The organism is Sphingomonas sanguinis NBRC 13937 (assembly GCF_001591005.1).
Taxonomy (GTDB): domain Bacteria; phylum Pseudomonadota; class Alphaproteobacteria; order Sphingomonadales; family Sphingomonadaceae; genus Sphingomonas; species Sphingomonas sanguinis.
Genome location: NZ_BCTY01000013.1, coordinates 50,353 through 71,687 on the forward strand (window position 1 = coordinate 50,353; position 21,335 = coordinate 71,687).

Annotated in this window: 17 protein-coding genes; 12 read left to right on the forward strand and 5 right to left on the reverse strand. The window is 65.8% G+C overall.

Going from position 1 to position 21,335, the window contains the following annotated elements; translation table 11 throughout:
- Nucleotides 1–59 precede the first annotated feature (59 nt).
- Entirely contained in the window at nucleotides 60–884 is an 825-nt protein-coding gene (locus SSA01S_RS07965; RefSeq protein ID WP_061779965.1) for a pirin family protein, read from the reverse strand.
- Between the two features lie 206 nt (nucleotides 885–1,090).
- On the opposite strand from SSA01S_RS07965, the gene SSA01S_RS07970 reads away from it, so the two are divergent.
- From SSA01S_RS07970 to SSA01S_RS08000, 7 genes are all read left to right on the forward strand, one after another.
- Nucleotides 1,091–2,029 carry an outer membrane protein assembly factor BamD gene (locus tag SSA01S_RS07970; RefSeq protein ID WP_058717112.1) on the forward strand — a complete coding sequence of 313 codons (939 nt, stop codon included), beginning with the start codon at nucleotides 1,091–1,093 and terminating at the stop codon, nucleotides 2,027–2,029.
- Between the two features lie 324 nt (nucleotides 2,030–2,353).
- Nucleotides 2,354–4,018, forward strand: a complete 1,665-nt coding sequence (gene recN, locus SSA01S_RS07975; protein ID WP_061779966.1) for a DNA repair protein RecN — start codon at nucleotides 2,354–2,356, stop codon at nucleotides 4,016–4,018.
- A 138-nt stretch (nucleotides 4,019–4,156) separates the two neighbouring features.
- Nucleotides 4,157–4,342 (forward strand): hypothetical protein, encoded by a 186-nt coding sequence (locus SSA01S_RS07980; RefSeq protein WP_156477711.1) that lies wholly within the window; start codon nucleotides 4,157–4,159, stop codon nucleotides 4,340–4,342.
- A 93-nt stretch (nucleotides 4,343–4,435) separates the two neighbouring features.
- Nucleotides 4,436–6,574, forward strand: a complete 2,139-nt coding sequence (ligA, locus tag SSA01S_RS07985) for an NAD-dependent DNA ligase LigA (protein WP_244885619.1) — start codon at nucleotides 4,436–4,438, stop codon at nucleotides 6,572–6,574.
- A gap of 302 nt (nucleotides 6,575–6,876) precedes the next feature.
- On the forward strand, nucleotides 6,877–9,426 hold the full coding sequence (locus SSA01S_RS07990) for a TonB-dependent receptor (protein ID WP_061779967.1): 2,550 nt from the start codon (nucleotides 6,877–6,879) through the stop codon (nucleotides 9,424–9,426).
- A 125-nt stretch (nucleotides 9,427–9,551) separates the two neighbouring features.
- Nucleotides 9,552–10,685: a sensor histidine kinase gene (locus tag SSA01S_RS07995; protein ID WP_061779984.1), complete on the forward strand. Its 1,134-nt coding sequence runs from the start codon at nucleotides 9,552–9,554 to the stop codon at nucleotides 10,683–10,685.
- On the forward strand, nucleotides 10,682–11,479 hold the full coding sequence (locus tag SSA01S_RS08000; protein WP_058717117.1) for a LytR/AlgR family response regulator transcription factor: 798 nt from the start codon (nucleotides 10,682–10,684) through the stop codon (nucleotides 11,477–11,479). The genes SSA01S_RS07995 and SSA01S_RS08000 overlap by 4 nt, the downstream gene beginning before the upstream one ends.
- A 132-nt stretch (nucleotides 11,480–11,611) precedes the next feature.
- On the opposite strand, the gene queE is transcribed toward SSA01S_RS08000, so the two are convergent.
- From queE to SSA01S_RS08015, 3 genes are all read right to left on the reverse strand, one after another.
- On the reverse strand, nucleotides 11,612–12,244 hold the full coding sequence (gene queE / locus SSA01S_RS08005; RefSeq protein ID WP_061779968.1) for a 7-carboxy-7-deazaguanine synthase: 633 nt from the start codon (nucleotides 12,242–12,244) through the stop codon (nucleotides 11,612–11,614).
- A 4-nt stretch (nucleotides 12,245–12,248) separates the two neighbouring features.
- On the reverse strand, nucleotides 12,249–12,944 hold the full coding sequence (queC, locus tag SSA01S_RS08010; protein ID WP_061779985.1) for a 7-cyano-7-deazaguanine synthase QueC: 696 nt from the start codon (nucleotides 12,942–12,944) through the stop codon (nucleotides 12,249–12,251).
- Nucleotides 12,945–13,141: 197 nt separating this feature from the next.
- Nucleotides 13,142–13,993 (reverse strand): ABC transporter permease, encoded by an 852-nt coding sequence (locus tag SSA01S_RS08015; protein WP_058717122.1) that lies wholly within the window; start codon nucleotides 13,991–13,993, stop codon nucleotides 13,142–13,144.
- A gap of 87 nt (nucleotides 13,994–14,080) precedes the next feature.
- Between SSA01S_RS08015 and SSA01S_RS08020 the strand changes: the two genes are divergently transcribed.
- Nucleotides 14,081–14,743 carry a GcrA family cell cycle regulator gene (locus SSA01S_RS08020; protein ID WP_061779969.1) on the forward strand — a complete coding sequence of 221 codons (663 nt, stop codon included), beginning with the start codon at nucleotides 14,081–14,083 and terminating at the stop codon, nucleotides 14,741–14,743.
- A 190-nt stretch (nucleotides 14,744–14,933) separates the two neighbouring features.
- Here the strand turns inward: SSA01S_RS08020 and SSA01S_RS08025 are convergent, their stop codons facing one another.
- Nucleotides 14,934–15,794, reverse strand: coding sequence for an outer membrane protein (locus SSA01S_RS08025; protein WP_061779986.1), 861 nt, complete (start codon nucleotides 15,792–15,794; stop codon nucleotides 14,934–14,936).
- A 152-nt stretch (nucleotides 15,795–15,946) separates the two neighbouring features.
- Between SSA01S_RS08025 and parE the strand changes: the two genes are divergently transcribed.
- The 4 genes from parE to hslO all read left to right on the forward strand — a co-directional run bounded on the left by parE (nucleotide 15,947) and on the right by hslO (nucleotide 21,249).
- Entirely contained in the window at nucleotides 15,947–17,926 is a 1,980-nt protein-coding gene (gene parE / locus SSA01S_RS08030; protein WP_061779970.1) for a DNA topoisomerase IV subunit B, read from the forward strand.
- 99 nt (nucleotides 17,927–18,025) lie between these two features.
- Complete coding sequence (locus SSA01S_RS08035; RefSeq protein ID WP_061779971.1) at nucleotides 18,026–19,216, forward strand: aspartate aminotransferase family protein; 1,191 nt, start codon at nucleotides 18,026–18,028, stop codon at nucleotides 19,214–19,216.
- Between the two features lie 64 nt (nucleotides 19,217–19,280).
- Nucleotides 19,281–20,216: an ornithine carbamoyltransferase gene (gene argF, locus SSA01S_RS08040; RefSeq protein WP_061779972.1), complete on the forward strand. Its 936-nt coding sequence runs from the start codon at nucleotides 19,281–19,283 to the stop codon at nucleotides 20,214–20,216.
- Between the two features lie 118 nt (nucleotides 20,217–20,334).
- Entirely contained in the window at nucleotides 20,335–21,249 is a 915-nt protein-coding gene (gene hslO, locus SSA01S_RS08045; protein ID WP_061779973.1) for an Hsp33 family molecular chaperone HslO, read from the forward strand.
- The last annotated feature ends 86 nt before the right edge of the window (nucleotides 21,250–21,335 follow it).

Below are 21,335 nucleotides of genomic sequence, written 5' to 3' on the forward strand. Positions count from 1 at the left end.
ACCCGCCAGAGCGGCTGGGCCGCCTCCCTCTCCCACTGGGAGAGGGAGGCACCTAAATTTTACAGCCGCTGCGTGCCCGCATAGGCGAACAGCGCATCGCCATCAGCCGACAGCGTGACCGTCTCCGCACCCGTGACCGTCAGGCACTGGCCGGCCTGGAACGCAACGCCCGCGACTTCGCCCGATCCGGTGATCGGGATCAGCCACGCCGTCCGCCCCTCGGGCAGCGCCACGGCATGTTCGCCCGCCGCCCAGCGCTCGAGCACGAATTTCGGCCCCTCGACCAGGATATCGCGTCCCTCGCCTGCCGGTCCCGGCGAGACGATCGGCTGATACGGGGTCAGATGCGCGACATCGACACCGTCCTCCAGATGCAGTTCGCGGTCGCTGCCATAATCGTACAGGCGATAGGTGGTTTCGCTGTTCTGCTGCACCTCGATCACGGTCAGCCCAGCGCCGATCGCATGGATCGTGCCCGAGGGCGCGTAATAGAAGTCGCCTTCCTTCACCGGCACCCAGTCCAGATCGGCCTCGACTGAGCCGTCCCGCGCATCGGCGCGCAACTGTTCCTTGGTCATCGGCGCCTTGGGGCCCAGCGCGATGGTCGAATCGGGCTCGGCGGTCAGGATCGTCCAGCATTCGTCCTTGCCGCGCGGCAGGCCGCGCGCCTGGGCCTGTTCGTCATCGGGATGGACCTGCACCGACAGTTTCTCGCTGGTGAACAGATATTTGATGAGCAGGTCGGGCGAGGTGTCGCCAGGCTCCTGGAACCACACTTCGCCGATCGGCGCGCCATCGGCCGGAGTATCCTCGAACCCGGGATACAGCGTGTGGCGACCCCAGGGCTTTTCGACGCGGTGGGTGTGGAGCAGCGTGGCGGGCATGGGTCGTTCAATCCTTCCGATCGGGCGACGATGAAACCGTCGGTGCGTCGGGCCGTTCCGCCCCGCTGCCCGCCCGGTCATCGTCGCGCCCGCCCATGCCGCGAGCCGATAGCCGAAGGCAAGCCGTTCCGCCCGCGAATCCGTCGTGATGCCATGTGCGCGGAAGGACTGTTCCCCGCCCCAATGCTGCGCTAAGGACATGCGCGATGCGTAACCCCCGTTCCCGTGCGCTGTCGCTGGCGCTCATCGCCGCCATGGCCCTTCCGATCGCGGGTTGCGCCCGCAACCGCACCCGCACCGACCTGCCTTATGTCGCGCGCGACGTGGGCACGCTGTACACGGCCGCCAAGAACCGGCTGGACCAGCACCGCTACAAGGAAGCGGCGCTGCTGTTCGACGAGGTGGAGCGCCAGCACCCCTATTCGATCTGGGCCCGCCGCGCGCAGTTGATGAGCGCGTTCAGCTATTATCTCGGCCGCGACTATACCCAGTCGATCCAGTCGGCGCAGCGCTTCCTGTCGGTGCACCCCGGTAATCGCGACGCGCCCTATGCCTATTATCTGATCGCGCTCGGCTATTACGAGCAGATCCAGGACGTGACCCGCGACCAGAAGATCACCCGCCAGGCTCTGGACGCGCTGGGCGAACTGATGCGCCGCTATCCCAATTCCCGCTATGCCGCCGATGCGCGGTTGAAGGTCGATCTGGTCAACGATCACCTGGCGGGCAAGGAGATGGAGATCGGCCGCTTCTACGAGGACCGCCACCAGTGGCTGGCCGCGTCGATGCGCTTTCGCACCGTCGTCGACAAATACCAGACCACCAGCCACACGCCCGAGGCGCTGATGCGGCTGACCGAGACCTATCTGGCGCTGGGTGTCCGCCCCGAGGCCGAGCGCGCTGCCGCCGTGCTGGGCGCCAATTATCCGGGCAGCGACTGGTACAACCGCGCCTATAAGCTGATGCGCGAGTATCCGGTGCAGCCGATCCCCGCGATCCAGCCGGGCCAGCCCATCGTCCCGACCGGCACGCCGGGCTCGGTCAATATCGGCCAGCCGGGTGGCGGCGGCGGCACCGTGACACCCAGCGCAGCCGCGCCGGGCCGTCCGACGCCGACGGGCAACAACAGCTCGCCGACGGGGTAAAATTTCCACGTCTTTTCCCTCTCCCCTGGGAAGGGGAGAGGGTTAGCGGAGCTTGCCAGCCTGCTGGCTAGCGCAGCTTGGGTGAGGGGTCGTGCGAGCCTTTGGGTCGCGCTTGCTCACGCGAGCATTCACCCCTCATCCAGCTCCGACTAAGCCTTTGCATTCGCAAAGACCAAGTCTGCGCACCCCTCTCCCCTCAAAGAGGGGCGAGGGGAGACATTGGCTTAGCGGTCGATTGGCTGCACGCCTCACCCCCGAACAAATCGGGATCATTTTCGTCGCGGGGGATAACATCGCGCGGCGTTTGCCTTTATATCGCGCGCCATGCTGACCGCGCTGTCCATTCGTGATGTCGTCCTGATCGAGGCGCTGGACCTCGATTTCGGCCGTGGCCTGGGCGTCCTGACGGGCGAAACGGGGGCGGGCAAGTCGATCCTGCTCGACGCATTGGGCCTGGCGCTGGGCGGGCGCGGCGATAGCGGACTGGTCCGCCACGGCGCGGGACAGGCGATCGTCACCGCCAGTTTCGAGCCCCCTGCCCCCGACAGCCGCCTGTCGCTGATTCTGGACGAAGCCGGGATCGAGGTCGAACCCGGCGAGCCGCTGATCGTCCGCCGTCAGGTCAAGGCCGATGGCGGCAGCCGGGGCTTCGTCAACAGCCAGCCCGCCTCCGCCGCCCTGCTCCGCGAAATCGCGCCCTTCCTGGTCGAGATTCACGGCCAGCATGACGATCGCGGCTTGTTGAACCCGCGCGGCCACCGGATGATGCTCGACAGCTTCGGGCGGATCGACACCCATGCCGTCGGCGTCGCCTGGGCCGCCTTGCGCGAGGCGGAGACCGCATTGGCGACCGCACGTGACGAGATCGAGACGGCGGCGCGCGACCGCGAATGGCTGGAACATGCGGTCGCCGAACTCACCAAGCTTTCCCCCGAACCCGGCGAGGAAGAGACGCTGGCCGATCGCCGCCGCACCATGCAGCGTTCGGAGAAGATCGCGGGCGAACTCGGCGCGATCGACGAGCATCTGCAGGGCTCGGACGGAGCCTTGGCGGGCCTGCGCCAAGCCGCCCGCGTGCTGGAGCGGATCGGTGAGGATCACCCGGCGCTGGCCGACGCGCTCGCCGCGATCGACCGCGCGGTGATCGAGGCGTCGCTGGCCGAGGAGCGGCTGATCGAGGCGCAGCGCGAGCTGGCCTATGATCCCCGCGCACTGGAGGAGGACGAAGCGCGGCTGTTCGAGCTGCGCGGCATGGCGCGCAAGCACCGGGTCCAGCCCGACGATCTGGCCTCGCTGACCGAACAGCTACAGGGGCGGCTGGAGCGGCTCGATGCGGGCGAGGAAGGCATCGGACGGCTGGAGGCGGCGGTCGCCACCGCCCGCGCCGCCTATGACAAGGTCGCCGCGCAAGTCTCGACCGCCCGGGCCGCCGCTGCCGAACGGCTGGACCAAGCGGTGAAGAACGAACTTGCGCCCCTGAAGCTCGACGCCGCGCGCTTCCGCACCGTCGTCGCCCCGGTCGAGTCGGGCGGCTGGTCGGCGGCGGGCAAGGACCGGGTGGAATTCGAGATTTCGACCAATCCCGGCGCCCCCTTCGCGCCCCTGATGAAGATCGCCAGCGGCGGCGAATTGTCGCGCTTTATCCTGGCGCTGAAGGTCGCGCTGGCCGAGGAAGGCGGCGCATCCACCATGATCTTCGACGAGATCGATCGCGGCGTGGGCGGCGCGGTCGCCTCGGCGATCGGTGACCGGCTGCACCGCCTGGCGCAGCGGACCCAGCTGCTTGTCGTCACGCACAGCCCGCAGGTCGCGGCGCGCGGGGCCGCGCATCTGCTGATCGCCAAGAGCCATGACGGCACCGTCACCCGCACCGGCGTGCGCCGCCTGAGCGAAGCCGAGCGGCGCGAGGAGATCGCCCGCATGCTGTCCGGCGCGACCATTACCGACGAAGCGCGCGCCCAGGCCGACAGACTGTTGGAGTCCCACTGACAATTAGTGGAAAATTATTTTATACACGATACGTGCTTGTGGTAGGACGGAAACGCCGGAATGTTTTCGTGATCCCATTGGACGTAGCCGATGCTGAGCCGACTGACTTCTTCTCCCATGCCGCCCAGCGCAAACGATATGACCGCGTTGCTGGCGGGGCTTCAGTCTTGTCTGGCGCTGGCGGACAAGCTCGACCTGTCTCGCGTCGCGATCCATATCGACGAGGCGCGCTGCTGGCTCCTCGAAAATGGTTGTGACGTCAACGAGTTGCCCTGCGCGACGCCGAAATCCTTCATGCCGTCCGGCGCCGCTCCCCTATCTTGACCCGGTGTGGGCCGGCGCATCGCCGCGCGTCCTGACGTCCTTCGCACGCTGCTACCTTGATCCCGTGACCGGGGCTGGACTAGCACGGGCCGCGTGACGCCCCAGCCCCCCCTGCCCCAGACCGATCTCGAAGCCGCCGCCGAGCTGACCAGCCTCGCCCGCGAGATCGCCCATCACAACCGCCTCTACCACACCGAGGATGCGCCCGAGATTTCGGATGCGGACTATGACGCGCTGGTCCGCCGCAATAGCGCGATCGAGGCGGCCTTCCCGCATCTGATCCGCGCCGACTCGCCCAACACCCAGGTCGGTGCCGCCCCCGCCGCGCACCTGGCCAAGGTGCCGCACGCCCGGCCGATGACCAGCCTGGACAATGCCTTCACCGACGAAGAGGTCGAGGAATTCGTCGCCCGCGTCCGCCGCTATCTCAAGCTGCCCGAGGACGAGCCGGTCACCCTGACCGCCGAGCCCAAGATCGACGGCCTGTCCTGTTCGCTGCGCTATGTCGACCAGCGGCTGGTCCAGGCGCTGACCCGCGGCGATGGCGCGATCGGCGAGGACGTGACCGAGAATGTCCGCACCATCGCCGACATACCCCAGACTCTGCCCGCCGACGCGCCGAACGTGTTCGAGGTGCGTGGCGAGGTCTATATGAGCAAGGCCGATTTCGCCGCGCTCAACGCCCGGCTGGCGCAGGAAGCGGCCGAAACCGGCAAGGAGGCGCGCCAGTTCGCCAACCCGCGCAACGCCGCCGCCGGATCGCTGCGCCAGAAGAACCCGGCGATCACCGCCGGGCGTCCCTTGCGCTTCCTGGCGCATGGCTGGGGCGAGGCGAGCGACGTGCCGGTCGAGACCCAATTCGACATGGTCGAGGCGTGGCGCCGCTGGGGTTTTCCCATCGCCGACGCCTTTGCCCGCGTGCCCGATGCCGCCGCTGCACTGGCCATCTATCGCACCATCGAGGCGCAGCGTGCCGACCTGCCCTTCGACATTGACGGAGTCGTCTATAAGGTCGACCGGCTCGACTGGCAGGCCCGGCTCGGCATCGTCGGACGTACGCCGCGCTGGGCGATCGCGCACAAATTCCCGGCCGAGCGCGCCCAGACCACCCTGGAGAAAATCGACATCCAGGTCGGCCGCACCGGTGCCCTCACCCCCGTCGCCCGGCTGGAGCCGGTGACGGTCGGCGGTGTCGTCGTCACCAACGCCACGCTGCACAATGCCGACGAGATCGAACGGCTGGGCGTCCGCCCCGGCGACCGCGTGGTCCTGCAACGCGCGGGCGACGTCATCCCGCAGATCGTCGAGAATCTGACCCGCGACGTCGCGCGAGAACCCTTCGTCTTCCCCGATCACTGCCCCGAATGCGGCAGCCTGGCAACGCGCGAAGAGGGTGAGGTCGTCATCCGCTGCACCGGCGGGTTGATCTGCCCGGCGCAGCGGGTGGAACGCCTGATCCACTTCGTCTCGCGCCACGCCTTCGACATTACGGGTCTCGGCCTTGTCCGCGTCGAGGAATTCTTCCGCGATGGCCTGATCGCCTCGCCCGCCGATATCTTCCGTCTGCACCAGCATCGCGAGGCGTTGATCCAGCGCGAGCGCATGTCCGAACTGGTGGTCGACAAACTGCTCGCCGCGATCGACGCGCGGCGCGACATAGCGCTCGACCGCTTCCTCTTCGCGCTGGGCATCCGTCATGTCGGCGAGATCACCGCGCGCGACCTGGCCCGCCGCTTCGTATCGATGGCGGGCTTCCGCGCGATGATCGACGCCGCGCTTCAGGTCCGGGCCGACACCGTCCCCGCCCTGGGCGAACCCGACCGCAAGTTCGAGCTGCGCCGCCAGCGCGCCATCGTCGCGGCGATCGACACGCCCCAGATCGGCCCCGAAGTCGCCGACGCCCTGCTCGACTTCTTCGCCGAGGCGCATAACCGCGAGGTCGTCGACGACCTCTTGAGCGAGGTCACGCCCGCCGACACCGTGTACCAGACCCGCGAATCGGAAGTGACCGGCAAGACCCTGGTCTTCACCGGCACGCTGGAAACCCTGTCGCGCGACGAGGCCAAGGCCCAGGCCGAGGCGCTGGGCGCACGCGTGTCGGGATCGGTCTCCGCCAAGACCGACCTGCTGATCGCCGGACCGGGCGCCGGATCGAAGCTGAAAAAGGCGCAGGACCTGGGCATCCGGGTGATCGACGAAGCCGCCTGGAACGCGCTGGTCGCGGCCAGCTGATCATGGCCGGATCGTGACCGCACCGTCACGATCCGGCCCAGGGGCGGACCGGACCAGCACGAACGGCACGACAAGCGCAGCCCGCCAGATCGCCAAAATTATACAGTCAGAAGAGCGGGATAGCCGCGTTACCGCTCCCATCACCGTTGCCAAACTGCAACGCCTCGACACGGAGTGAACCGCCCCCTGTCGCCAGCGCGAACTTTGTAACATAATGGCAATGTTCGTAGCGCAGGGGCACGCTCAACCGAGCCGAAAGACGGCCGGACCGCGCCGCTTCGCGCGCGAAAAGGGGACCATTTATGCGCACTACTCTGCTTCTGGGCACGGCTGTCGCCGCGCTCGCCTTTCCTTCGGTCGCGTTCGCCCAGTCGACCGGCTCGGCCGAAGTCGAAGACGTCGTCGTCACCGGCCAGCGTGGACCGGCCAGCGTCAACGGCATCCAGATCCCGGATACGCCCAAGGCGAAGGCCGTCATCACCCAGGAGCTGATCGATCGCCGCGCACCGGGTCAGTCGATCCTCGACACCATCAACCAGATCCCGGGCGTCAGCTTCACCAACTCGGACGCCTATGGCTCGTCGGGCGGCCAGATCCGCATCCGTGGCTTTGACGGCAACCGCATCTCGCTGACTTTCGACGGCATTCCGCTGAACGATTCGGGCAACTACGCCATCTACTCGAACCAGCAGCTCGACCCCGAGCTGATCGAGCAGGTGAACGTCAACTTCGGCGCGACCGACGTCGACTCGCCGACTGCCAGCGCCTCGGGCGGCACGGTCAACTATCGCTCGCTTATCCCGACCGACGATCGTCATGCCGTTGCGGTCTATTCGCACGGCACCAACGACATGAACCGCGTGTTCGGTCTGTTGAACCTCGGCCAGCTGACCTCGTTCGGCACCAAGGCATGGGTGTCGGCCAGCAACCAGCGCTACAACCAGTTCCGCGGTCCGGGCGAAATCCACAAGAGCCAGTTCAACGGCAAGATTTATCAGCCGATCGGCAGCAACGGCGACTTCATCTCGCTGGCTGCGCACTACAACGAAAACCGCAACAACTTCTACAGCAACCCCAGCCTGGGCAACATCCGCACCGTGCTCGGCACCGGTGTGGTCCCGACCACCGGCATTTCGCCCGCCACGCCCTACACGCTCGATCTGAACCGCGATCAGTATGACACGGTGTTCAACAACACCTCGTCGCTGTACCGCTACGACGCCACCTGCACCCTGCCCTCGGGCAATGCGGCGCGCGGCAACAACACCACGCAGGACGATCGCAGCACCTGCGGCAACTATTACGGCTACAACGCCAACCCGTCGAACACCGGCAACGTCCGCCTGAACTCGCGCTGGACGCTGAGCGACAAGCTGCTGTTCACCTTCGACGGCGCCTACTCGTTCACCCGCGCCAATGGCGGCGGCACGGCGGTGTTCTCGGAGCGTGACGGCTTCCTGCAGAACGTCTACACCAACCAGTATACCCGCGTCGGTGCGGGCATCGCGGCGGGTGCCGATCTGAACGGCGACGGCGATGCGCTGGATTATGTCCGCGTCTACTTCCCGTCGAACACCCGGACGCAGCGCTTCACCGCGATTGCGGGCCTGCGCTATCAAATCAACGATGATAACCTGGTGCGTATCGCCTATACCTGGGACCGCGCACGTCACCGTCAGACCGGCGAAGCCAGCCTGCTGACCCCGTGGGGCGATCCCCGCGAGCCGTTCAGCGCCCTCGACGGCGAAGGCCCCTATGCGGTCAAGGACGCAGCGGGCAACGTGCTGAACAAGCGCAACCGCCTGTCCTACGCGATCCTGCACCAGATCTCGGGCGAATATCGCGGCTCGTTCTTCGAGGACCGCTTCAAGGTTGCCCTCGGCCTGCGCGCTCCGTTCTTCCGCCGCAATCTGACCAACTATTGCTGGACGATCTCGGGCAGCTCGAACGATGCCTATTGCACGTCGCAGACCGCGGCACAGGTTCGTGCGCTCGACGCCACGCTCCCTAACGTGCAGCTGGCGGCCCCGTACAAGAACCGCATCGAGACCTACAGCGCGCTTCTGCCGAACGTCGGCTACACCTATAACTTCACCAGCACGGTGAGCATGTTCGGCAGCTACTCGAAGGGCTATTCGGTGCCGCGCACCGACAACCTGTACGGGTTTGACGACGTCGAGATCTCGCCGGTCGCGGCGGTGAAGCCGGAAAAGACGGACTCGTTCGACCTGGGCCTGCGCTACACCTCGCGCCTGATCCAGGCGCAGGTCGCCGGTTGGTACATCAAGTATGACAACCGCATCATCTCGTCGCTGGTTCAGCTCGATGGCGGCGGCACGCTGAATATCGACCGCAACGTCGGCGCGACCAAGACCAAGGGTATCGACGCCAGCCTGGGCATCAACCCCAGCAAGCACTTCTCGATCTACGGTTTCGTGTCGTACCTCGACTCTGAACTGCTGCAGGATGCGATCAACCCGGCCAATGGCCAGGTGCTCGCCGCCACCAAGGGCAAGTTCGTCGTCGAGACGCCGAAGTGGCAATATGGCGGTCGCGCCCAGTTCCGCTTCGATCCGGTCTCGTTCGGCATCCAGGCCAAGCATACCGGCGACCGTTTCGTGACGGACGTCAACGATCTGATCAGCAAGGGCTATACCCTGGTCGATCTGGACGCGCGGTTCAGCATGGCTTCGCTGGGCCTGAAGGACACCTTCTTCCAGCTGAACGTGTCGAACCTGCTGAAGGAGCGTTACTTCGGCAACCTCAGCACCGGCACCACCAACACCAGCACGACGCGCTACACCTTCGGCGCGCCGCGCACCTTCATCGGGTCGATCCACTTCGGCTTCTAAGCCGAGGCGTCAGAGACGACCTTCGGGGCCGCCCCTCCTTCGGGAAGGGCGGCCCTTCTTTTTTGCCCCTTCCCCAATCTTTGCCCTTGCCCCTCAGGCCGTGTAGACGTCACCCGGCCATGGCCATGAACTCGCCCGTCGCGACAGCTTCCGCGTCCTCCGCCGCCACCGATCAACCCTCGGTCCGGCCGTTTTTCGAGAATAAGGCGCGTGCCTTCTGGACGCTGCAGGCGGTCGGCTGGTCGGGCTATCTGGTCCAGCGATCGGTCGTGGGCGTGTCCAACGGCTTTTCGCTCGAGAAGATCATCCCGATCATCATCGAGGCGATCCTGGGCTATTGCATCACCCTGCTGCTCTCGACGCTGTACGGCTATTACCGGCGCATCCCGCGCCTGATGGGGGTATTCCTGACGCTGGCGACGCTGGCGGCGGCGACCTTCCTCTATGCCGCGCTCAACGCCTTTTCCTTCTCGTTCATCACCACGACACAGCCGGGCGTCACCGTCTCGCTGCTGCTGGGCAATTTGTTCATCACCTTTGAGGTGCTGGCGGGCTGGTCGGCGCTGTATTTCGCGATCAACTATTATCTGATCGTCGAGAGCCAGATCGACGAGATGCGCGCGCTGGAGCTCCAGGCCTCGACCGCGCAGCTGGCGATGCTGCGCTATCAGCTGAACCCGCATTTCCTGTTCAACACGCTCAACTCGATCTCGACGCTCGTGCTGCTGAAACAGACCGAGCGGGCCAATGCGATGTTAAGCCGGCTGTCAGCCTTCCTCCGCTACACGCTGGCGAATGAGCCCACGGCGCATGTGACCGTGGCGCAAGAGGTTGAAACGCTGAAACTCTATCTCGAAATCGAAAAGATGCGCTTCGAGGATCGCCTGCGCCCGAGTTTCGAGATCGACCCGCGGGCCGAGCGCGCGCGCTTGCCCTCGCTGCTGCTGCAACCGCTGGTCGAGAATGCCATCAAATACGCCGTCACGCCGCAGGAGGAAGGCGCGGAAATTCGCGTCGATGTGCGACTGGTCGGGCAACGGGTGCGGATCGCCGTATCCGATACCGGCCCCGGCTTGCACGAAATCCGCCATTCCTCAAGCGTTTCGACCGGCGTTGGACTGTCCAATATCCGCGAACGGCTGGCCCAGGCTTATGGCCCGGACCACCGGTTCGAATCCCGCTCCGCGCCGGCTGGAGGCTTCTCGGTCGAGATCGAGATCCCCTTCCAGCTTGAGAATGTGAACAGAGAGGCCGCATGACCATCCGCACCATCCTCGTCGACGACGAGCCCCTGGCGATCCAGGGACTGGAGATCCGTCTCCAGGCGCACGAAGACGTCGAGATTATCGAGCGCTGCTCGAACGGGCGCGAGGCGATCCGCGCGATCAAGACGCACAAGCCCGACCTCGTCTTCCTCGACATCCAGATGCCGGGTTTCGACGGCTTTTCGGTGATCCAGGGCCTGATGGAGGTCGAGCCGCCGCTGTTCGTCTTCGTCACCGCCTATTCCGACCATGCCCTGCGTGCGTTTGAGGCGCAGGCGGTCGATTATCTGATGAAGCCGGTCGAGGAAGCACGGCTGGCCGATACGCTCGACCGCGTGCGCCAGCGGCTGAACGAGAAGCGCGGTGCCGGCGAGGTCGAGAAGCTGAAGGAAGTGCTGGCCGAACATGCCCCCGACGCGGTGACCGACCTGAACGAGGGCGGCGAAGTGGCGTCGAGCCGATTCGAGAAGCTCATCAACATCAAGGACCGCGGCCAGATCTTCCGCGTCGATGTCGACACGATCGAGATGATCGAGGCGGCGGGCGACTATATGGTCATCAACACCGGCGACAATTCGCTGGTCCTGCGCGAGACGATGAAGGACTTGGAAAAGCGGCTGGACCCGCGGCGTTTCCAGCGGGTGCACCGCTCGACCATCGTGAACCTGGACCTGGTGAAACAGGTGAAGCCGCACACCAATGGCGAATGCTTCCTGCTGCTCGAATCGGGCGCGCAGGTGAAGGTGTCGCGCAGCTACCGCGACGTGGTGGCGCGGTTCGTTCACTAAAAAAGTTCCTCCCCCTGTAAGGGGTGGGGGACCAGCGAAGCTGGTGGAGGAGTGTCCCGCTATCGAGAGGGTGACACCCCTCCGTCAGGCCTAACGGCCTGCCACCTCCCCTTACAGGGGAGGAATTTGATATTACCGCAACCCCAGCATCTTGTGCGTCTGGAGCGTCAGCCGCCAGCGCGGTCGGTCCATCACCACCCCGATGCACGCCTCGCGGTTTTCGTCCGCGCGCGGATCGTCGAGCGGCTGGAGCAGATGGTTGGCGAAGTCCCAGGCTTCGACCTCGGACGGGTCAATCCCCGCCTGCGGCCAGACCAGCTTCAGCTCGTTGCCCGAACGCTGGACGACCTCCGACCCCGCCTTGGGGCTTATGCACACCCAGTCTATGCCCGGATGCGCCGCGATGGTGCCGTTGCTCTCGATCGCGATGAAGAACCCCGCCGCGTGGAGTGCATCGACCAGGGCGTCGTCGACCTGAAGCATCGGTTCGCCCCCGGTCAGCACAACGAAGCGCTCCTCCCGCGACTCGCCCCAGAAGCCCTCGACCGCCGCGATCAGTGCCTCCGCATCGGCGAAACGCCCCCCGCCCAGGCCATCAACGCCGACGAAATCGGTGTCGCAGAAGCGGCAGATGGCGCTGGCCCGGTCCTGCTCGCGGCCCGACCACAGGTTGCAGCCCGCAAAGCGCACGAACACCGCGCGCCGCCCGGCCTGCACGCCTTCGCCCTGAAGCGTCAGGAACATTTCCTTGACGGCATAGCTCATCGGCTCAGCCCTGCGGCTTGACCGCATAGGCGGTGGGATCGGGGATGCCCGCTTCCTCGAAACCCTTGGACCGCAGGCGGCAGCTGTCGCAGCGGCCGCAATGCAGCCCGCCCGGTGCCGGGTCGTAGCAGGACCAGCTCAGCCCCATGTCGACGCCCAGCCGCGCGCCCTCGCGCACGATATCGGCCTTGGTCATGTGCTGGAGCGGCGCGTGGATTTTGAACGGCTGGCCCTCGACACCCGCCTTGGTCGCGATCTCGGCCAGCCCCTCGAAGGCGGAAATGAACTCGGGGCGGCAATCGGGATAGCCCGAATAGTCGAGCGCGTTGACGCCGATGAACAGGTCGCGCGCGCCCGCCGCCTCGGCCCAACCCAGCGCCAGGCTGAGGAAGATCGTGTTGCGTGCAGGGACATAGGTGACCGGAATGCCCGGCTGCACGCCGTCCTTGGGCACGTCGATATCGGCGGTCAGCGCCGATCCGCCGAATGCGGAGAGGTCGAGCGGCAGAATGATGTGCCGTTCGGCACCCAATTCGTGCGCGACTCGCCGGGCAGCGGCGAGTTCGATCTGGTGGCGCTGGTTATAGTCCACCGAGAGGGCGAGGATGCGGTAGCCTGCGGCCTTGGCCGAGGCGGCGGAAATCATCGAGTCCAGCCCGCCCGAAACGAGCACGACCGCCATGGGAGCAGAAGATGTCATGATGCTGCCCGCGCTACGCCGATTGGCGCGCGGTTGCAATGCCGGGGATCATGGAGGGAAGAAGCGGCGGGACGGCAAAGCCGATCCCGCCAAGGACCTGACCGGGCATGCTGGACCCGGGCGAGGGAGATTCCGCTGCTGGAGCAGAGCCCTCTTGTAGCAACAGGATGGTTAAAAAACGGAAAAGCTGATCCGTTTCAGTTCTTCAACTTCCAGCCCTTGCGCAGCAGGACGTAGCAGAGAATCGCCATCGCGATATCGATGCCCAGCACGACGAACCCGCCGAGCGTCACCGGCGAGTCGGCCAGCCCCAGAAAGCCATAGCGGAAGCCCGAAATAACATAGAAGAACGGGTTGGCATGGCTGATCGCACGGAAGGCGGGTGCCAGCCCATCGACCGAGTAGAAGGTGCCCGACAGCAACGACAGCGGCACCACCACGAAGTTGGTGACGGCGGCGGCATGGTCGAACTTCTCCGCCCAGATCGAGGTCAGGACACCCAGCAGCGCCAAGAAGATCGAACCAAGCAGCCCGAACCACAGCACCGCAAAGAGCGCGTGCGGGGTGACATGCACCCCCGGCCAGATCGCCATCGCCGCCCAGACGGTCACCCCGACCAGCACCGCACGCGTAACCGCGCCACCGACCAGCGCGGCCAGCAGCTCGGCCGTGGAGAGCGGCGGCATCAGATAATCGACGATCGTCCCCTGGATCTTGCCGACCAGCAGCGAGAAGCTGGCATTGGCAAAGGCATTGTTCATCATGCCCATCACGATCAGGCCCGGCGCGATGAAATCGGCGAACGGCACCTGCATTCCGGCGACCGGCACGGCGTGGCGGCCACCCAAAGCGGTGGTGAAAATGATGAGGTAAAGGAGCGTCGTGACCGACGGAGCCCAGATCGTCTGGAGCTGCACCTTGAAGAAACGGCGCACCTCCTTGATATAGAGGGTTCTGAGGCCGCCCCAGTTGATGTTCCGAATGACGGGCTCACCGGGGGCGGCGCGCACCGCCGAGTGGATTTCACCGAGGGGGGGCTGGCTGCTCATCGCCATAGCGCGTAACGGTTGCCGTGGCCGCCCGCAACCCGGTACGATGACTGGCGGTTGCGATGATGAAGTGAGGAAAGGTTTCGAATGTCGTGGACCGATGAGCGGATCGATACGCTCAGGACGATGTGGGAAGCGGGTCAGACCGCCAGCCAGATCGCCGAAGCACTGGGCGGGGTCAGCCGCAATGCGGTGATCGGCAAGGCACATCGCCTGGGCCTGCAGGCGCGTCCGTCGCCGGTAAAGGCCAATGAGCCTGCCGCAGCGCCTGCGGCCGAGCCGGTCGTGGCCGCGCCCCCGCCTCCACCGCCCCCTCCCGCCCCGGAACCCGAGCCTGAGCCCTCGCCCTTCGTGGCCGAGGACGAACCGGACACCGAAGTCGAAGCCGAACCCGCCAAGCCGCGCGAGCCGCAGCCGATCCTGCGGTCGGTCGGCCCCGGCGGCTTCGTCCGTCAGTCGCCCGGCGAGCAGCAGCCCCCGCCCTCGCCCGCCCCGCCCCGCCGTCTGGTGCCCGCCAAGCCGAGCCCCGAAATGGCGGGCAAGACCTCGCTGCTCGACCTGAACGACCGCATCTGCAAATGGCCGATCGGCCATCCGGGCGAACCGGACTTCCACTTCTGCGGCGACAAGGTGAATCCGGGCTTCCCCTACTGTGTCGCGCATTGCGGCCATGCCTATCAGGCGCAGCTGCCCCGCCGCGACCGCCGTCCGCCGCCGCCCTTGCCCTTTGGCGGCCCGCGCGTCCGCTGAGTTTGAGTCGAATAGGAAAAGCCCGCCGGTTTCGCGACCGGCGGGCTTTTTTTTGTCCTGTACCCCGGCGAAGGCCGGGGCCTAGTGGCGACAGGATCGATGGCGTGCGCGACGATTCACGCCGCATCCGGAGCCACTCGCCAGGCCTGGGTTAAAAAAGGGCAGCTCTACCAGGAACCGCCCCCTTTCATCAGAACCGGAACGCCGCCGTGGCGCGCAGGCTATGCCAGCGGAACTTGTCATCCGACCGGCGGATATCCGTTCCCGCCGTATTCGGTGCCAGCACGAACGGGTTGGTCGCCAGTGCCGAACCCTGCGTCACCCGGACGCGCGTGTCGTCGTCGCGATACTGGTGGTACATATATTCCATGCCGATCGAGAAGTTGCGCCCGATCTTCTGCTCGATACCGCCGCCGCCGAGGAAGCCGAACTGGTTGCGCTTGCCGCTGAGGGCAAAGGCGTTCGATCCATTCGAGGTCGCGAACTCACGGTTGATCCGGGCGTAACCGCCGCCGAACGTGCCGTAGAACAGCGTCTTGTTCGCCGCATAGCCCAGGCGTCCGCGCGCCGAGGCTTCCCAGTCGATGCTGCGGGTAAAGGTGTACCAGGCCGGCGTCGTCGAAAAGGCCGAGACGCTGTCGGTGATCTCCGACTTGCCGAACTCGCCGACCACGCCGTACACGATGTTGCCCGCCTGATGGTCGAGCCCGACGCGGCCATAATAGGCGATGCCGTCCTTGTCGTTGTCGCAACCGGTCGCGGCGTTCTGCGGCGACAGGACGCTACGCGCACGGCCGTTGCAGAAGCCCGGCGAGAAGGCGTTGGCACCGGTCGAGGTCGTCACGACATCGCCGAACCGGCCGTCCAGATTGCGGTCGAACAGGAAGCGCGAGCCGACATCGTTGGGCTGCACGTCATAACCGAAGCTGCCGCCGATATAGGCCCCCGAAAAGGGCGCATCGTCTTCGCCAGCATAAGCACTGTCCTGCGCCATCACCGGCGTGGCGACCAACGCCGAGGCCATGGCCCCCGCCATCCAGAATTTCATCATGATCACTCCCGTACCCTTGGCATAAAGGTGACGGGCTAACGGACTGGCCCCGTGAAAATATCCCACGTTAGAATTTCGGCAAAGTTTTGTTGCATTTGGGTCACGCGCCACGAAGCTGGCGCAAGCGCGTCGGAAGCCCTATAGTTCCCGTTATGTCCAATGATCTGTTCGCGGGCGGTGCGCGCCCCCAGCCTGCCTATGACGCCTCCTCTATCGAGGTGCTGGAGGGACTGGAGCCGGTGCGCCGCCGCCCGGGCATGTATATCGGCGGCACCGACGAGCGGGCGCTGCATCATCTGGCGGCCGAAGTCCTCGACAACGCGATGGACGAAGCCGTGGCGGGCCACGCCACCCGGATTGAGGTGAAGCTGGAGCCGGGCAACCGCCTGACCATCGTCGACAATGGCCGCGGCATTCCGGTCGATCCGCATCCCAAATTCCCCGACAAGTCGGCGCTGGAGGTGATCCTGTCGACGCTGCACTCGGGCGGCAAGTTCACCGGCAAGGCCTATGCGACCTCGGGCGGTCTGCACGGCGTCGGCATCTCGGTGGTCAACGCGCTGTCATCGGACACGGTGGTCGAGGTGGCGCGCGAGCGTATCCTCTATCGCCAGCGCTTTGCCCAGGGTGCAACATTGGGTCCGCTGGAAACCGTGGGAGCCGCCCCCAATCGGCGTGGCACCAGCGTCGCCTTCACGCCGGATACCGAGATTTTCGGGCCCGAACTCCACTTCAAGCCCGCCCGGCTGCACAAGCTGGTCCGCTCCAAGGCGTATCTGTTCGCAGGGGTAGAAATCCGCTGGCACTGCGCAGCCGAGCTGATCACCGACGACACGCCCGCCGATGCGGTGTTCCAGTTCCCCGGTGGCCTCGCCGACCATCTGAAGGAGCAGATTGGCGGCCGCGAATGCGCGACGGCCGACTTCTTCTCAGGCAACCAGGACTTCCCGGGCGAGCAGGGCCGCGTCGAATGGGCGGTCGCCTGGCCGCTATGGAGCGACGGCAGCTATAGCTGGTATTGCAACACCATCCCAACGCCGGACGGCGGCACCCACGAACAGGGCCTGCGCCAGGCGCTAGTCCGGGGGCTTCGCGCGTTCGGCGAACTGGTGAACCAGAAAAAGGCCAAGGACATCACCGCCGACGACGTGATGGTTGGCTCCGAACTGATGCTCTCGGTCTTCATCCGCGAGCCGCAATTCCAGAGCCAGACCAAGGACCGGCTCACCAGCCCCGAGGCGGCTGGCTTGGTCGAAAAGGCGGTGCGCGACCATTTCGACCATTATCTCTCGGCAAACATGGATCGCGGCAAGGCGCTGCTCGGCTATGTGCTCGATCGGATGGACGAGCGCCTGCGCCGCAAGGCCGAGCGCGAGGTCAAGCGCAAGACCGCCACCTCCGCGCGCAAGCTGCGCCTGCCCGGCAAGCTGACCGATTGTTCGGCGGACAGCCCCGAGGGCACCGAGCTGTTCATCGTCGAGGGCGACTCGGCAGGCGGCTCGGCGAAGCAGGCGCGCGACCGCAAGACGCAGGCGATCCTGCCCATCCGCGGCAAGATTCTGAACGTCGCCAGCGCGACCTCGACCAAGATCCTGCAGAATCAGGAAATCGCCGACCTGACGCTGGCCATGGGCTGCGGCACCCGCAAGGATTGCGACCCGACCCAGTTGCGCTACGAAAAGATCGTCATCATGACCGACGCCGACGTGGACGGCGCGCATATCGCCACGCTGCTGATGACCTTCTTCTTCCAGGAAATGCCCGATCTGGTGCGGCGCGGGCATCTCTACCTCGCCCAGCCGCCGCTCTATCGCCTGACGGTCGGCGCCAAGTCGCTCTACGCCCGCGACGACGCCCACCGCGCCGAGCTGGAGCGCACCGCGTTCAAGGGCAAGAAGGTCGACGTCGCGCGCTTCAAGGGCCTGGGCGAGATGAACCCCGGCCAGCTGCGCGAAACGACCATGGACCCGTCGACCCGCAGCCTGATCCGCATCACCCTGCCCCAGGAATATGAGGAACGTGCGGGCGTGAAGGATCTGGTCGACCGGCTGATGGGCAACAACCCGGCGCACCGCTTCGCCTTCATCCAGGAAAATGCGGCGCGGCTGGATGAGGAGGTGATCGACGCCTGACGCGATGACGGGAGCGGTGTTGTCTCGCTTTTGGTGATCGGCTATCGTGACGAAGGGCGGCCCTTGGTGCCGCCCTTTGCTGTTTGAAGGAGACGTCCCGTGACCATCACCGCCCTGATGCCCGTTTACCCACGGTGCGGGGTGCGTCCGGTCCGAGGCGAGGGCGTCTATCTGTACGGCGAAAATGGCGAGCAGTATCTGGACTTTGCCGCCGGGATCGCGGTGAACGCGCTGGGCCATGGTCATCCGAAGCTGGTCGAGGCGATCGCCAAGCAGGCCGCGACGCTGATGCATGTGTCGAACCTGTACGGCAGCCCGCAGGGTGAGCATTTCGCCCAGCGGCTGGTCGATTCGACCTTTGCCGACACGGTGTTCTTCACCAATTCGGGCGCCGAAGCCGTCGAGTGCGCGATCAAGACCGCGCGCCGCTATCACTTCGCCAATGGCCAGCCGCAACGTCACACGCTGATCACGTTCAACAACGCGTTCCATGGCCGGACGCTGGGCGCGATCTCGGCAACCAATCAGCCCAAGATGCGGGACGGCTTCGAGCCGCTGCTGCCCGGCTTCGCCTATGCGCCGTTCGACGATCTGGAAGCAGCGCTCGCACTGATCGACGAGAACACCGCCGGTTTCCTGGTCGAACCGATCCAGGGCGAAGGCGGCCTGCGCCCCGCCAGCATGGAGTTCCTCCAGGGCCTGCGCAAGGCGTGCGACGAGCATGGCCTGCTGCTGGTGCTGGACGAGGTGCAGTGCGGTTATGGCCGTACCGGCAAGTTCTTCGCGCATGAGCTGTACGGCGTGAAGCCCGATATCATGGCGGTTGCCAAGGGCATTGGCGGCGGCTTCCCGCTGGGCGCGTGTCTGGCGACCGAGGAAGCGGCCAAGGGCATGGTCGCGGGCACCCATGGCTCGACCTATGGCGGCAACCCGCTTGCCATGGCGGCCGGTGAAGCGGTGCTGGACGTGATCCAGGAGCCGGGCTTCCTCGAGCATGTCGAGGCGATGGGCCAGCGGCTGCGTTCGACGCTGGAGCAGATGATCCCGAACTTCGACCATCTGTTCGAGGAAGTGCGTGGTCACGGCCTGATGCAGGGCCTGAAGATGAAGAGCGACAGTCGCCGTTTCGTGGCGCATTGCCGCGACCGTCACGGGCTGCTGCTGGTCGCGGCGGGCGAGAATGTCATTCGCATCCTGCCGCCGCTGACCATCGACGAGAGCCACATCACCGAGTTCGCGACGAAGCTGTCGGACGCAGCGCGCGTCTACGTCCCTGCCGCCGACGATTGATCCCGAATACTGATCTTTGGCACCCCGGCGGCGGGGAACCGCCGGGGCGACGGAGTATAGACCCATGACGATCCGCCACTTCCTGAACCTCGCCGACGCCGGTCCCGAGGGTGTGACCGCGATTCTTGAGGACGCACGGGCCCGCAAGGCCGCCCGCGCCGGCTTCACCAGGGGCCGCGTCGACGCCGATGCACCGCTGGCGGGCCATGTGCTCGCCATGGTGTTCGAGAAGAACTCGACCCGTACCCGCGTCAGCTTCGACATGGCGATCCGCCAGCTCGGCGGCACCTCGATCGTGCTGGACGCGGGCACGATGCAGCTGGGTCGCGGCGAGACCATCGCCGATACCGCGCGCATCCTGTCGGGCTATACCGACGCGATCATGATCCGCACCGACGACCATGCCAAGGTCGAGGAAATGGCGCATTATGCCAGCGTGCCGGTCATCAACGGCCTGACCGACCTGTCGCATCCGTGCCAGATCATGGCCGACCTGCTGACCGTGATCGAGGCGGGCAAGACCCTGGCCGGCATGAAGGTCGCCTGGCTGGGCGACGGCAACAATGTGCTGCACTCGATCGTCGAGGCGGGCGGGCTGCTCGGCTTCGACGTGGTCGCCGCCTGCCCCAACGGCTATCACCCCGAGCCCGGCACGCTGGAACTGGGTAACGGCCGCGCGACCTGCACCACCGATCCGCGAGCGGCGGTCGAGGGCGCGGACATCGTCGTCACCGACACTTGGATTTCGATGGGCCAGGCTCATGCCGAGGAAAAGCTGGCCGCGATGATGCCCTATCAGGTTAATGCCGATCTCATGGCGCTGGCCAAGCCGGATGCAAAATTTCTCCACTGCCTGCCCGCACATCGCGACGAGGAAGTGACATCGGACGTCATTGACGGCCCGCAATCGCTGATATGGCCGGAGGCGGAGAATCGCCTGCACGCGCAGAAGTCCGTCCTGCGCTGGTGCTTTGGTCAAGTGGGGGGCCAGATCGGTTGATCGCAGACAGACCCATCCTATCTATGGAAAGGCCGGCGGGTTCGTCGGCCTTTTTTCTTTCCCCTGCCTCACCGGCACCATATCGCCCGGACGTCCTCCGGTGCGTAAAGGCACGAGCATGACCGACATCACCCTGCCCGACCTCGACCGCGCGATCGCGTTCACCATTCCCGAACAGCATGCCCGCGGACGTCTGGTGCGGCTGGGCCCGGTGCTGGACGAGATTCTGGCCGCCCATGCCTATCCGCCGGCGATCGAGCGGCTGCTGGCCGAGGCGCTGACCCTGACCGCGCTGATGGGCGCGACGCTGAAGGACACCAATGGCCAGCTGACCATCCAGACGCGCAGCGACAGCGGCGTGATCCGGCTGCTGGTGTGCGATTATCGTGGTGGCGAGCTGCGCGGCTATATCCAGTATGATGAGGACCGACTGGCCGAACTGCCCGCCGAGCCCACCCTGTTCGCGCTGTTCGGCCAAGGCTATCTGGCGATCACCTTCGACCTGGCGGTGACCGGCGAGCGCTATCAGGGAATCGTGCCGCTCGACGGCGATACGCTGTCCGCCGCCGCCGAGAGCTATTTCATCCAGTCGGAGCAGATCCCCAGCCTGCTGCGCGTCGGGATCAGCAAGGGCCCGGACGGCCGCACCGTCGCGGGCGGCCTGTTCCTTCAGCATCTGCCCGAAGGCGAGGAAGGCCGCGAGCGGCTGCACGTCAAGCTCGACCATCCCGAATGGGAGCATGTCCAGGCGCTGGGCCAGACCATGCAGGTCGAGGAACTGGCCGATGCCGCGCTGCCGCTGGAGACGCTCGTGTGGCGGCTGTTCAACGAGGAACAGAATGTCCGCGTATCGGAAAGCCCCGCCATCGTGCGCGGCTGTCGCTGCTCGGCGGAGTATATCGCCAGCGTCATCACCAAATTCTCGGTCGAGGAGCGGCGCGAGATGGCGGATGCCGATGGCCTGATCCAAGTGGACTGCGCCTTCTGCGCGAAGAAATTCCCGGTGCCCTTCGACGCGGAACGGGCGGCCTGAACCTGAAATCCTCCCCGGTACGGGGAGGTGGCAGGCCGAAAGGCCTGACGGAGGGGGGCTTCCACATAGGGCATCCCTTGCGGCGA

Bases quoted from the DNA above. Each gene is read 5' to 3' on its own strand.
- SSA01S_RS08020 (WP_061779969.1), top strand. From the start codon at position 14,081: ATGTCGTGGACCGATGAGCGGATCGATACGCTCAGGACGATGTGGGAA.
- SSA01S_RS07990 (WP_061779967.1), top strand. From the start codon at position 6,877: ATGCGCACTACTCTGCTTCTGGGCACGGCTGTCGCCGCGCTCGCCTTT.
- SSA01S_RS07995 (WP_061779984.1), top strand. From the start codon at position 9,552: ATGAACTCGCCCGTCGCGACAGCTTCCGCGTCCTCCGCCGCCACCGAT.
- SSA01S_RS07970 (WP_058717112.1), top strand. From the start codon at position 1,091: ATGCGTAACCCCCGTTCCCGTGCGCTGTCGCTGGCGCTCATCGCCGCC.
- argF (WP_061779972.1), top strand. From the start codon at position 19,281: ATGACGATCCGCCACTTCCTGAACCTCGCCGACGCCGGTCCCGAGGGT.
- SSA01S_RS08025 (WP_061779986.1), bottom strand. From the start codon at position 15,794: ATGATGAAATTCTGGATGGCGGGGGCCATGGCCTCGGCGTTGGTCGCC.
- SSA01S_RS07980 (WP_156477711.1), top strand. From the start codon at position 4,157: ATGACCGCGTTGCTGGCGGGGCTTCAGTCTTGTCTGGCGCTGGCGGAC.
- queE (WP_061779968.1), bottom strand. From the start codon at position 12,244: ATGAGCTATGCCGTCAAGGAAATGTTCCTGACGCTTCAGGGCGAAGGC.
- queC (WP_061779985.1), bottom strand. From the start codon at position 12,944: ATGACATCTTCTGCTCCCATGGCGGTCGTGCTCGTTTCGGGCGGGCTG.
- SSA01S_RS07965 (WP_061779965.1), bottom strand. From the start codon at position 884: ATGCCCGCCACGCTGCTCCACACCCACCGCGTCGAAAAGCCCTGGGGT.
- SSA01S_RS08000 (WP_058717117.1), top strand. From the start codon at position 10,682: ATGACCATCCGCACCATCCTCGTCGACGACGAGCCCCTGGCGATCCAG.
- SSA01S_RS08015 (WP_058717122.1), bottom strand. From the start codon at position 13,993: ATGAGCAGCCAGCCCCCCCTCGGTGAAATCCACTCGGCGGTGCGCGCC.
- recN (WP_061779966.1), top strand. From the start codon at position 2,354: ATGCTGACCGCGCTGTCCATTCGTGATGTCGTCCTGATCGAGGCGCTG.
- hslO (WP_061779973.1), top strand. From the start codon at position 20,335: ATGACCGACATCACCCTGCCCGACCTCGACCGCGCGATCGCGTTCACC.
- parE (WP_061779970.1), top strand. From the start codon at position 15,947: ATGTCCAATGATCTGTTCGCGGGCGGTGCGCGCCCCCAGCCTGCCTAT.